Raw genomic sequence first — 12,686 nt, 5'->3', positions numbered from 1 at the left:
GGCTCGTAGATTCTGGGAGCGGATCGAGGCAGCAGAACCCCGCGTAGGCGTAGAGGTCGCGCCCGTGCCACCGCTGCTCGGTCTGCTGGGGATCGAGCCTGGTGGGCTTGTTCTACGCCGCGTGTTTGGTGCCGCCCACCGTGGCTGGGATGGTCAGCATGTACGCACCATAGCCGTACTCGCAGGTGATCGGAATCTGGGTCGGTGCGTGCAGATCCTCGCAGCCCTGCATGCCGAAGCGGTGGCGATACTCGCATCTCGGGCAAACAACTTCGATGAGCTTAGGTGGCTTGATCCACGTTCCCGGGGCTTCTGGTAGCCCATGCGTGAGACGTTCCATGGCTGGCGGGCACTGTCCGCGGAGTTCCAACTGCTTGAGTGCTTTGACGAAGTCTGCCGGCGGCGTTGTCCCGGGGAACATCGTGGCGCGAAGCACTCGGGCGACCTCGGAGTCATCGGCCAGCGGTCCGCTACTCAGATACTCCTGATAGGCGAGGATGCTGTGATCCAGGCGACGATTGGTCACTTGGCTATATGACACTGGTGTCGGTCTCCGCCCCGATCTCATCCACTCCCATATGTCCTTGGTCTCGAAGACGTGGCCCCATCCGGCGCATGGCGGCCCGGCGTAGAGCTTGCGGACACTCAATACGAGTCCTTCACCGAGATCGAGCAACACCCGTCGCTCGCAGGCCGCTATCGAGCGCCGCGGCTGGCGCCATCGAAAGTTGACGTAGTCGTCCTTGTTGCCGCGCCGAAGGCCCAGGCGGCCCTTGAGGAAGGCGGTACGGGCATCGAACAGCCACATCATCTTCTTGCCGTAGTGTGCTTCACGCTCTGCGATCTCTTGGACGGCGATGCTGCTGTGCTGCAACTCCACGACGAAGCCGTCCATCCCAACCAGATCGGCGCGGTGGTCTCCCATGCGCACCTCACACCGCTCGCGCGGAACCATGCGCTGATAGGCGCGGTGCCAATCTGTGGAAGGTTCTGCCCACGAGTCACAGTCATGCCCTGCAGCGTGGGCCCAGTGCCAGGCGTTTACTTGACCGCAGCGTGCTATCACATCTCCTGCGCAGGATGGGCACCGTCCGCGACTCGAAGGCGAAGGCTCGGCTTGAGGATCGGCATCCGTTTCGGCGTAGAGCACGGCGAACCTCCCAGCGTGTATCAGGGTTCTTCAACCATCATGCCAAACAAGTCCGACAATCTATCTGGACTGGTGTCCGAGGCGGCTGAAACGTACATGGCGTGTAGGTCCACGAGGCGGTAGTGGGGCGGCAGCGTCGCCGCTGCCTTCGGGGTTGCTTGCGGTACACGGAGCGCGGGGCATGAAGCGGTAGTACAAGTCGACGATTCGCTCCGTCGGTACCCTCTCTGGCGTTGCTTGCTGCTGGCGCCAAAGTGGTCGGACTACTCGGCCCGGACTTGCCTACCCGCCTGATGAGCGGCGGGGTGCTTCTATCGGCCATCCGCCGATAACCGTGTATGGATTACCGACGCGACAGTCGGCGACAACCGCCAGGATCGAGGCATGATCTATAACGTTGCCATCTGTCGCAAGGAAGTTGCTGGTCTCTGCTCGTCAAGGCGGCCAGCGCCGTCCGGCGTCTGCCTCTACACGCTGTATCGCCGGCAGCAGGGATGGCAGCATCCTCATTCGAGCGGTCAGGACAAGTTTTCCCGTTCGTACTGGTCGGCCGCGGTGTAAGTTGGTCGCCTGTCCGCCCGCCGAGGCCTACCCTCGGCCGTTCGTGGGGAGTGCGCATTGGCCACGTTCGACGATGCCGCGTTGACGAAGGTTCTCGGGCTGCTGGATGCACTACGAGCAGCGGCCGATGAAGCGAACGGGTGGGAAGCACACATTGAAGCGATCGGCGAGGCGCTCGCCGATATGGAGAAGACCGGAATCGTAGCCGTCCCGGTGCGGGAGTTGTTCGGGGCGTTGGAGCGGTGGCAGTCCTCAGCCAGCGCGGCTTTGGGACTGATGCGGCTGCGTACGCTGCGGCTTTTGCAACAGCCGAACGGTCCGGGCGGTTCGGATGAGGCGGGCGGCTACGCGGGCGGCGTGCGAGAACCTCTGGTGCCGGCCGGGCCGACTGGCGGCGTGGGCGAGGCGCTGGAAGAGCCGCTGACGCCAGCGGCGCCGACCCCGATGCGCGGGTTCCTCATCGACGAAGACGTGGACGCTTGAGGGCCTCGGCCGGATCGTGTCGCTGATGATTCTGCAGGCAGCCGACAGACAAGCGCGTGGCCGGGCTAGGGGCGTTGGCGCGATCTTTGCGTGCGTAGACAACCCGATGGCTACCGCGACCACGGCGACACCCCATAACGCGCATCTCCGCTCCAGGACTTCCGGGTGGAGACGCTCACCAGCGACGCTCCAGCAGCGTTGGTGGCGTCGCGGTCGTATCGCACCCGGATTCCTGATTAGCGAGGACCCCATCGCCTGACCGGCGGCACCAGAGCCCAGGTCACCCGGCGGTGGTGGCGGCAGTCTAGCCCTCGCCAGTTCCTCGGTGTCGTCCACGCATACCCTCCTTTCGTGATTCGCAGGATTCGTCGGAGCAGTTCTGTTCACACTGAACGCAGGGGCTCATGATCACCTGGTTACACTCGCAAATTGCACGTTCGCTGCCAGTGAAGGGCTCATCACGGCAGCCGTCGGCGCTCGCCTCCTGCACGCGGATTCGTCCCCGCCGGTGCGGGGCCGCGACGGCTGCGCGTCGCGACCCTGCTACACGTCAGGCCCGGCCGCGCCGCCGGGAGCTGACAACGAGGTCCGGGAACCAGCGGCGGAGTACCTCGGGTACTGCGACGCTGCCGTCAGGGCGCTGATGCTGCTCCAGAATCGCCGGCAGCAGGCGGCTGGTGGCCAACCCCGAGCCGTTCAGGGTGTGCACGAACGCGGTGGTCCCGTCGCTGCTGCGGTGCCGGATCCCGCCGCGGCGGGCCTGGTAGTCGCGGGCGTTGGACACCGAGCTAACCTCGACGTAGTCGCCGATGCTGGGCAGCCACACCTCCACGTCGAACGTCTTGGCCATCGCGGCACTGGTGTCCTCGGCAGCCAGCCGGGTCACCCGGTAGTGCAGGCCGAGACCGGCGACTAGACGCTCGGCCTTGTCCAGAAGTTCGGCGTGCACCGCCTCGGAGTCGCCCGGAGCGGTGAAGGCGAACATCTCCACCTTGTGGAACTGGTGGCCGCGGAGCGTCCCACGCTCGGTGGTGCGGTAGCCGCCGATCTCCCGCCGGTAGCACGGAGAGAACGCGAAATACCGACGCGGAAGCTCGGCTTCGGTGAGCACCTGGCCACGGTGCAGGTTCACCAGCGCCGTCTCCGAAGTCGGCAGCAGGAACCGGCCTTGGGCCTTGCCGTCGACGGTGAACACATCGTCGGCGAACTTCGGGAACTGCCCTGCGACGTAGCCAGCCTCGTAGGTCAACAGGTGCGGCGGCAGCACGAACTCGTATCCGTCGCGGCGGTGCGCGTCGATGAAGTAGTTCAGCAGCGCCCACTCCAGCAGTGCTCCGTCCCCGGTGTAGATCCAGAACCCGGTGCCGCCCAGGCGCGCCCCGCCCCGATAGTCGATCAGTTTCAGTCGCTCGGCCAGCGCCACGTGGTCGGCCGCTGGGAAATCAAACTGTGGCGCCTGCCCGGCCGTGCGCAGTACCTGGTTGTTCTCCTTGCCACCGGCTACTACGTCGTCGTCAGGCAGGTTCGGCAAGCCGTCCAGGAAGGCGCTGCGCACCCGACGCAGTTCCTCCGACTCGGCCTCGGCCACGGCAACCTGCTCACCGAGCTCTGCGGCCCGTGCCTGCAACGCCGCGATCCCATCAGCGCCGCCGGGCGCGCGCATCGCCGCGCCGATCTGGGTGGAGATGCGGTTGCGGTCGGCGCGTGCCTGCTCGGTGCGGGTGACAGCGGCCCGATAGTCGGTGTCCATGTCCAGGAAGTCGTACAGGTCGACCTGGACACCGCGTTTGGCCAGGGCCGTTCGCACGCGTTCGGGGTCAGTACGGATGAGGGTGATGTCCAGCATCTCGCTGGTACTCCTTGTCGATCAGCCGATTGTCGGCGTGATCCCTTAGGGGCGTGGACGAGAAGGGTGCTCGCGGTGCCACCACGCCTTCGCCGCCACGAGATGCGGCGGCCTCATCAGGGGCCCGGTGACGGGGGCCGGCCGGCGGGGCATCGGACCTGGCATATCCCGGCCGTTCCTCCCCGCACTCGGGAGTGGATTCGCTGCCGGCACGAGTCTGCCTTTCCAGCCACCGGCAGCTCTCTGATCTCGCGGGGTCGCGCAGCTACTTTTCTCCGTCAGCGCGTTGCCGATGACGGTACGGGCAGGCGTGCGAGCCGAACAACTGGTTTGTCTCCGAACGAGGTGCCTGGGCGGGGCCAGAAAACGGCTCGACAGCCCGGTGCGCGGCGAGCTTGGGTAGGCGGTCGTGGACGAAGTGACGCCCAGCGGCGCCGAGCTATCCCGGCCATTCCATCACCAGGCGGTCGCCTCGTGCTGGCTCGCGCCGCGCCGCCGTCACACCGCCCGGATCCGGCGCACTGATTCCAGATCAAGCATCTCGCTGGTTCTTAGGTTGTAGGCGACGACTTCGAACGGTTCATTGCCGGGGGCTGGGAACTGCTCAATGACGTCCATCATCATCTCGGAGCCGGTCAGCGCCGCAGCGCCGGAGACAGGCCAAGCGAACTCGCGGAACCAACCGGGCACCCCTGGAACGGGGGGCAGCCATCCGCGTGCCCGTAGAGCCGCCTCGTCTTCGGGTGACAGCCGAAGGTCTCCCACCAGGTCTACGTTGCTGCTGGTCTCAATCATGAGGCACGCAGTGTCACCGCGAGCATGGACGTACTTTCCTCCACGTCTGACGATGATCACGTCGCCTTCGCGGAGCTGCACCAAATCCACCGCGAGCCAGGCGCTCGCCTGCCTGAGGGGCGATGTCACTCTGTGCCCGTCTTGTCGACGGCATCTTGGAAGTCTGCCGTGGCCCAGAAGACGGAGATAGTGCTCACCAAGTTGGTCAGCGTTAGCACGTAGGCTCCGTGGCGCCACTGTAGTGCCGGGTGGTCTCCTGGAACGCGTTTGCCAGGGACGCCGAAGATGTCTTGAACAAAGCCGGTGAACCGGGCGAACGCGTCAGCGACTGCCAACTGGGAGGCGGGGTCCTTGGCCGGCGACGTCAGCCGGAGGGAGAATCTATTGACGTTGCCGTCGCTGAATGTCATGGCGACGTCGACCTGAGGAAGATCCCAAGCGACGTCTGCGATCGCGGCCTCGCCGGGAATCGTCACGCTGTCATCGATCGTCCAGCCGAGTTCGGCCATCAAGGCGGGAAGCTGCTCGACAGTCCAGTCGAACGTGGTGTCATGGACGGTCGTGAAAAATTCCCGCGCTTCGTTGTCGGACAGGATTGGGTGAGCCATGGTTAACCGGTTCCTTCATCGTGCGGTATACGTATTGTTTCACGTCGGAAGCGAGCGGCGTCGAGTAGGTACGGAATTGCATTCACTGCGCCGTCGGCGGAGGTATGTACGAGTAGGCATTTCACGGCGCCGCCGTTGCTTCCTTCGATCGTGGCCTGAACGTTTCGGTATAGCTGGCCGTCGTTTTGGAGTGCTGCTGCCAGCGTAGCGTCCGTCTCGAGAAGATGGTGGACGTATTCTGGGCTGCACTGCTGGGCGATGATCTTTTCGCTGGGGCTGTTCGGGTTGCTCACCTTGCTCACTCCAAGCGTCGACCCTGCGCCTTTCTCTTCGATGATGATCAGCATGGGCGTATTCGAGCCATCATAAAGGGTCCGGTCCAGGGTCTCTTTCACTCCCTGGGTTCCATCTGAACTGGTAAGCGTCAGGCCGTTTGGGTGAAGCAATGATGCGATATATTTGCCCCCGACAACGCCCAGTGTCTCGCTTGCTTCCACAAGGCCCCGTGAAGCCAACGAGTATTTGTCCGCGGCGCGTTCGGTTGCGACTCGGACGTCTCGGGGCAGGTCCGGCGCTACCTCATCGAACTTCTGTCGAAATCTGGTACTGGCGAACGTGTTGCGGTCGACGGTCAGTCCGGTTTGTTCAAGCCTGTCGATCAGCGGCTCGACTTGGTTGGCCCATATAAGGTTCTTCGCGTCCTGCTTCTGTGCTCGATCAAGGGTTGCGGCGTGTAGCGCCGCTAGGTTGGCGAGTTGGTCGGTGCTCGTCGGTACTGGTATCTGGTCGAGGGGTTGGCCGCGTTCAGCGTGTGCGTCGATGCCCTTCGACGGAAGCTTGTTGTCGTCATTGACGAATCCTCGGGCGTCCCGGAGGCGGCCTGTCTTGTCGCGATGCAGGCCGCGCCCCATCTCGTCGCCAACGGCGTGCCATTTTCCGTCAGGGCCTTCGTAGAGTGCGTGGTTGGTGTCTGAGCCGTTCCCAACCAGTGCTCCGAGGTCCGCGGCGCTGTATCGCGAGGCGGTGTCGGTGTCGCTGGCGTCCTGACTTGCTGGCAGGTCACCGCCCGGGTTCTGGTCCACTACTGTGCCGGACGCCACGGAGTCGTGTGAGCCCGTGCCGGGAGTCGATGGTTCGGATGCCGTGAAGGTTCCTTCGATCGAAGCCCCGGTCGAGGTGGGAGGTGGCCCTGCTTCGGTTTCGCCGGATGCCAGGGTTTGGGTCGCCGCATCGGACACCGTGCCCGAGGCCAGAAGCCTGTCTGGCGCGTCTAGGCTTGAAGTCGCGGTTGTTCCGGTGGCGTCCGCCATTGGCATGCCGGTCGCGACCACCTCTTCGGCCAGGCGGTCGCTGCGGCCAACGGTTGCATGCTGCTGCTCTGGCGAAGCTGTGCTGATTTCGTGCGGAGTGCCGCCGGTCGGGTCTGGCCCCTCGGACCCATTCGCGTCGTTGTCTCTGGGAGCTAGCACTGCGGTCTGGCCGCCGCCGGTGGGGTCGGCGGGCGCCGCAAGGGCGGTGTCGCTGTTTGGCTGGGAGCCTGTTGCGGCAGCGGCGCCGGGCACCTCCGCATCGGCCGCCACACGAGACCCAGGAGATTCGGCCGCGCCGATATCGCTACTGCTGACGGCGGTGTCGTTGGGAGCCTGCGTGTCTACGGGGATGGCGGAGTCAGCGGCCGAGAATGCGGGTGGTGTCTCGTTCTCGTTGCGGCCGGCGGCACTAGCTTGATCGGCGCCCTGGGCGCCAAGGTCGCGGACCGGCGGGGCGACAAAGGTCGCTTCGGCTACAGGCCGACCCACGTCCTGCTGGGCCGTGGACACGGAGCCGACTTCGCCCGGGTGACCTGGTGAGGACATATCGAAGCCGTGGGATGCGGAATCATCGGCCGCAATCGGTGTGGGGTTTGGAAGTGGCGCAGGCGGGATGGTGGCTTCGGCCACGGCCGGCGCGGTGTTGCTGGCTTCTGGTCGCGGGCCCGGAATACGTGGCGGTTCGAGGGTGGCCTCGGCTATCAGCGATGGCGCCTCGGCGTTGGAGTGGCCCACTGGGGCGGTGGTGCTCTCCGGTGCTGGTGCCGTGTCTCGGCTGCTGCCGACCGACAGGTTACTGGCTGGCGCAGCGCTCGGCGTCGGGCTGCTTGCTGGCCCGCTAGGGGAATCATTCATGGGGCGGCTGCTTCAGTCCCCAGATTGTGTGTATCTGGATACAGCCGGGTGATAGGCCAAAGCGTGGACAGCGTGAACAGGCCGAGGGCGCCTTCCAGCCGGGCGACGGGATCTGAGGCATGGAAGAGCCGCGCGGCGGCGCGCTCATAGGCCGGCGGAGTGGCAACGCCGGTGACGACCGTCCGGGGCAGGTGGTTGTCGGGATGGGCGTGGAAGGCCCTCAGCTGCGCCGCAACATTGTCGCCAGCGAGGGTCAGGCCACGTAGCTGCCAGGCCGTGGTGTCTGGGTGAGTCTTGCCGCTGTCTTCCTTTTGGGCGGCGGTCAGCGCGCGTGCGACGTCGGCCCAGCGGTAGCGGCCAGCCTGCCAGTGGGTTTCGCTGCCGTCGCAGGTCCCTGGCCCAAGTTGCCCGGCTAGACGGCGTGTCGCAGCTTCGGCGAGGTGGGCGGCGAGGGTTTCGGGGGCGTAGTGGACGGCCAGCCCCGTGTAGCGGGCGTTGATTGCGGCCTGGACGCGGTGGGCCAAGGCGCATTGCAGCTGTCTTGGTTCAGCGCCTTCACGCAGCTGATCGAGCCAGGTGCCAGCCGGCTCGGGTTGAGGTTCCCCGACCAGGTGGGCAACGGTGAGCAGCTCGACCCACAACGTCAGGCGTGGGTCATCCGCGAGCCGGTCAGCGGTGGTGATCTCGCGCAGAGTGCAGGGGCGGGCCCGGCACAGAGTTCCGCAGGCGACGCTGCGCTGGGTGATTCGGGGGAGCCGTTTGGCGCTGGCGGCGTCTTCGCGGTGCTCGTTCAGGGGCATCGCGGCCAGCACCGGTCCGTCCATGCCCTCGGTGAACACTGCGGCCTGTCCCGGGGGCAAAGCGACCAGGCGCTTGGACTGCTCGGCGGTGAGGTTCATAGTGGCGCCGACCACGTCGCGGTCGTCTTGGGCCGGCAGCTGGTGCACGATCTTGGTGGCCGAGTTTTTGAGGACGTCGGAGAGGATCTTGGAGGGGATCTGTTCGGCGACGACGATGCCCTCGCCGTAGGCGCGGATTTCGGCCAGCAGCCCGGCGAACGTTTGCACCGCGTGGGCGGCCGGGCTGCCCGGCGCGGCGTTTTTGAGTAGCCGGTGGGCTTCCTCGATGACGATGAGATGCCGCAGGCTGACCTGCCCGGTCGTGGCGCGGCGGCGCAGGTGTTCACTGATGCGGATCAGGACAGCACCGATCACGAACGCTTTGTCCTGGTCGGCGCCGATGTCCTCCAGCTCCAGGACTACGTTGCGTTCCAGCAGGTCCTCGACATCCAGCAGGTGTCCGCCATCGAAGAACTTGCCTGGGGTGCCCAGACGTAGGCTGCCGATGCGTACATCGATGAAGCCGCGCACATTGTCCGTGACCTCCCGGCCGTAGCCGACTTCCTCGACTACCTGCAGCGCAGTGCGCTGCAAATCGGCGAGGTTCGGATACCGGGGCACGATCGAGGGATCGGCCGGCTCGCCGAGCACCACATCCCAGCCGGCTTCCCGGTAGCAGCGGTTAAGCGCGTGTGCCAGGACCTGCGGGAACGGTTCGACGGCCTCGAAGGAGGCCAGGAAAAGATCCCTTACCAGGTCGATGTGGGTCTGTAGTGGAAAGCCTGGCGCGGGTTGCAGCGGGTTGAGGCAACCGGGGGCGTCGTCTGGCTTGCCGGGACGGATGACCAGGACGCCCGCGCGTCCTGCCAGGCGTCCGGCCATCCGCGCGTACTCGGATTTCGCTGGTTCGATCACCAGCCACGGGACCGCCTTGCCATCGGGGCCAGCTTCGGCGAGCCCTTCTAGCAGGGTCCTGACAGTCTGGGATTTGCCCGACCCGGTCGCGCCGCACACGAACACATGCCGGTTCAACGTGGCGCGGCCGATGGCCAGCGGACCGGCCGCAAGCTCGGTACGGTCGAGTACCTCACCCAGAACCACAGCGCCTGCCTGATCGCCCCCGGCGGTCTCGACGTTCATGTCGAACCCGGGTCGGTCTATCACGCGAACGCCCGGGATCTCGGTCACCGGTACATGGGCCAGCTGCGCCAGGCGCGCAGAGGTGGCGAGGAACGGCACACGCTGCTCCTGGTCTTCGCTGGTCTTCGTCTGCAGCGCGGCCGAAAGGCCCGACACCGCCGGCAGCGGGGCCAGAGCCCAAGGAGTCTGGCCGGGAGCATGGCCCGAGACCAGCAGCCCGGCCACCGTCGCCGCTGCGGCCTGGTCAACGCCTGCGGCCAGCAACTGGACCCGCCAGATGCCGGTGCTGGTGCCGGCCCGCAGCTCCAAATGCCGGCGGGCCAGGCGCTCCGCCCGCAGCACGTATTCCGGGGATGATGTGCCGCGGGTTCGGGCATCACGCTCAACGGCAGCGGCTGCGGCGACCATCGCGTCCAACTCAGCCGGGCCGACAGGCTCGGCCAGGACCAGCCAGGCGAACGGCCCGTGCCAGGCCGCCAACAACTCCAATTCCAGCGGATCGGGTGCTGCCACTGACTCAAGGCGGGCGGCATCGGCTGCAGGCAGCAGAGCATCTACTACGCCAGCGATCGGCGACCACCACGAAAAGCCCTCCAGCGCGGCGGCGACAGACGCACTATCGATTGACCGTCCGCGGGTGCCCGGTGGGAACAGTAGCGGCGCATGAAGCCCTGGTCCGGCAGTTGTCGTTGTGGATATCACTGTGACCGGGCCCCCGGTGCTCTGGCGGTACCACGCGAGCATCAAAGAGCGTCGGTCGTCGGCCAGGTGCCGGTGGTAGGCGGCGATGGTGGCTGCGGTGCGTTCTGGGGCCCGAGCGACCGCCGCACGGTCCGCGTCCGGGACGTGGGTGCGGCGGTAGACCTCGTCGATGCGGCACAAAGGGCCGAGCAGCAACGGCCGGCTCTCTGGGTCACGGACAGCTGGCTGCGGAGCGATCTGCGATCCAGACAAGTTCTCGACCGTCACGGCTGCCGCCGATCCTGCGGGCGCAGTACGCCAGCAGGTCCCGTGACGGCACGTGGGGCGGTCGGCCACGGCCCGATCGCATCGTCGGTATCGGGTCTCTCTACGCCTTGGCGGAGATCGGCATTTACCGGAGAGTCTTGATAACTCTGCTCGGCGTCAGTCTGCTGGAGCAGCGGGATATCGGGGTTGATCTCAACGGCTTTGACCTGGACTCCGGCAGCGGTGTGTTCGACGAGCACCATTGCGTAATCTGGGAGCTGCTGCAGGACGGCTGGCTCCACCGCGTACTCATATATTCGCGTCCGAGTTTCGGCATCGGACCAGGTGCGGCTGTCTGATGCCGTGAGGGTCCGGCCCCAGTTCCGATCGGTGCTGCGCATCTGGGACCGTGAACGACCCCAGCTACGCGAAGGCGTAGCCGCCAGGCCGCCGGAGCTGGCGCCGGCCTCCCGGCCAGCGGTCTGTGCGACACCTTCGGAGCCTCCATTGCTGTCAGCAACCCCGTGGGTCTGGTCTCCACCGACATTATGGGTTAGCCCGGATATCTCGAAGCGATGCTCGCGACCGATGAAGTCGGCCGCCCGCGCCGCCTCCTGAGGGTTGCCCAGGTTCATGAATGCCACCGGTCCAGCCCCGAGCATCTGGAATGACGCGTCCCGCAAGTGGCGGAACATCACGACCAGCCTGGTCTGGCGCCGGTTACACAAGTCCGACAGCCGCTCCAGGTGCCGCGGCGCCAACTCGTCCGCGCCAGCGACTACCAAGGTCGCCACTTCGGCGTCTGCGGCGATCTGCCGGGCCGCCCAGGCCACGACCAGATCGGCCAGGAAATCTCCGGTCCCGCTGCGCCATGTCGTGGACATCGACACGCACCGCAAATCTGCGGAGGGTCGCCGTTCCGTTCGCAGCCCGAGGTCACCAAGGGAATCGGCCAACGCCTCGATGACACGAAGGCTGCCCGAGGACTGCGTTCGGTACGCCTCGGAGAACACCTCGTCAGCCAAGCCGGCGCGCTCGGCCGGTGACAACTCTTCACCGACCAACGGTTCGTTCAGCAGAACCCTGGCGCCTGCGGCGATTCGGGGCATCGTCAGACCGCCGGCGGCCAGCCTGTCGCATAGGGCGCCAAGGAGCCGGGCGTCGAGGACTCGCTCGCCGCGCGTGGCCTTGCCGTCGCCGCCGTGCAGCGACTCAATGAAGATGTCGACCAGCGACGGCACGTCGAGATCGGTTAGCAGATCGCTGTCGGCCAGATCCGCAGGCAGCATTTGTACGTCGACGTCCAGACCCGAGGCCACCGCCCCGCGGGCCAGCTCACCGGTGATCTGTTCGCCCGACAGGTCCAGGACCACCATCGGGCCGCGGGACGCCAGGGCCGAGGCGCCGAATACGGTCAGGAATGCCTCCCACCCCCACAGGTTCCCGCCGACCACGTCTATACGGCGATGTCCCGGTGCCGGAGCCGAGACCCACTGTGGCAGGCCAGCCAGCCGTCGGGATTCTTGATCCTCAAACGCTGCACGACGGGCAGACCACGCCTCCAGCGCGGCCCCATGGCGCCGTACCTGAACCGTCTGACGCCGGGAGCCATAGCGGCGGACCGCGAGCAAATAGCCCAGCAACAAACCCACCCACACCACAGCCGCCACGACCGCGCCGACGGCGCCGGAGACCAACACCGACATCGGCGACAGGTGGTGGTCCGGCTTTGTGTCGTGGCGTATCAGCACCGCCCAACTGACAACCGCACCTACGACGGCGAACCTCCATGTCCAGGCTAGGCGTGCGGGTAGTTTTCGGCGCACGGTCTGTAGGCGATCGCTCTCGCCCTCAGCGGTCGGAGCGACATCGGGTCGAGGCTGGGGGAAAGCTTGGCGAAAGCGGTCCCGGTCGGTGAACGACCATCCCAGCCGCTCCTCCGGCACAAACAACGCTTGCCAGGGCGCCACTTCTCCACCAGTTCCGTCCACCGCGACCACCGGCCTCCTCATTTCCCGTCAGGAAGAGAACTGTCCGTGCGATAGAAGCGAACACACGCCGCGAACGCACATCAGAGCCCTTATGGTACATACGCAGTCACCCGCCGTGTGCCGCAATAAGTCGCCATACCGCTGGCTGACTACAGCCCAA

At 66.1% G+C, this 12,686-nt stretch carries 8 protein-coding genes; 1 reads left to right on the top strand and 7 read right to left on the bottom strand.

All coding sequences use genetic code 11. The annotated features are described in order from the left end of the window. Positions 1–112: 112 nt before the first annotated feature. Positions 113–1,150, bottom strand: a complete 1,038-nt coding sequence (locus tag ABH935_RS35260) for a competence protein CoiA family protein (RefSeq protein ID WP_370382298.1) — start codon at positions 1,148–1,150, stop codon at positions 113–115. A gap of 618 nt (positions 1,151–1,768) precedes the next feature. On the opposite strand from ABH935_RS35260, the gene ABH935_RS35255 reads away from it, so the two are divergent. Next, complete coding sequence (locus ABH935_RS35255) at positions 1,769–2,194, top strand: hypothetical protein (RefSeq protein WP_370382297.1); 426 nt, start codon at positions 1,769–1,771, stop codon at positions 2,192–2,194. A 550-nt stretch (positions 2,195–2,744) separates the two neighbouring features. Here ABH935_RS35255 and serS read toward each other — a convergent pair. The 6 genes from serS to ABH935_RS35225 all read right to left on the bottom strand — a co-directional run bounded on the left by serS (position 2,745) and on the right by ABH935_RS35225 (position 12,535). Then, positions 2,745–4,040, bottom strand: a complete 1,296-nt coding sequence (serS, locus tag ABH935_RS35250; protein ID WP_370382296.1) for a serine--tRNA ligase — start codon at positions 4,038–4,040, stop codon at positions 2,745–2,747. 498 nt (positions 4,041–4,538) lie between these two features. Then, positions 4,539–4,835, bottom strand: coding sequence for a hypothetical protein (locus ABH935_RS35245; protein WP_370382295.1), 297 nt, complete (start codon positions 4,833–4,835; stop codon positions 4,539–4,541). A gap of 125 nt (positions 4,836–4,960) precedes the next feature. Then, positions 4,961–5,443, bottom strand: coding sequence for a DUF6301 family protein (locus ABH935_RS35240; RefSeq protein ID WP_370382294.1), 483 nt, complete (start codon positions 5,441–5,443; stop codon positions 4,961–4,963). Between the two features lie 2 nt (positions 5,444–5,445). Continuing rightward, the gene (locus ABH935_RS35235; RefSeq protein ID WP_370382293.1) at positions 5,446–7,488 is read right to left on the bottom strand and encodes a hypothetical protein; all 2,043 of its coding nucleotides are present in this window, start codon (positions 7,486–7,488) and stop codon (positions 5,446–5,448) included. 116 nt (positions 7,489–7,604) lie between these two features. After that, the gene (locus ABH935_RS35230) at positions 7,605–10,556 is read right to left on the bottom strand and encodes an ATP-binding protein (protein ID WP_370382292.1); all 2,952 of its coding nucleotides are present in this window, start codon (positions 10,554–10,556) and stop codon (positions 7,605–7,607) included. Further along, positions 10,553–12,535, bottom strand: coding sequence for a hypothetical protein (locus ABH935_RS35225; RefSeq protein ID WP_370382291.1), 1,983 nt, complete (start codon positions 12,533–12,535; stop codon positions 10,553–10,555). Before ABH935_RS35225 ends, ABH935_RS35230 begins: the two co-directional genes overlap by 4 nt. Positions 12,536–12,686: the final 151 nt, after the last annotated feature.

It is taken from the genome of Catenulispora sp. GAS73 (genome assembly GCF_041262085.1).
Lineage (GTDB): Bacteria > Actinomycetota > Actinomycetes > Streptomycetales > Catenulisporaceae > Catenulispora.
The sequence above is the reverse complement of the archived record's forward strand: the minus strand, read 5'-3'. Positions and strand labels throughout refer to the sequence as shown.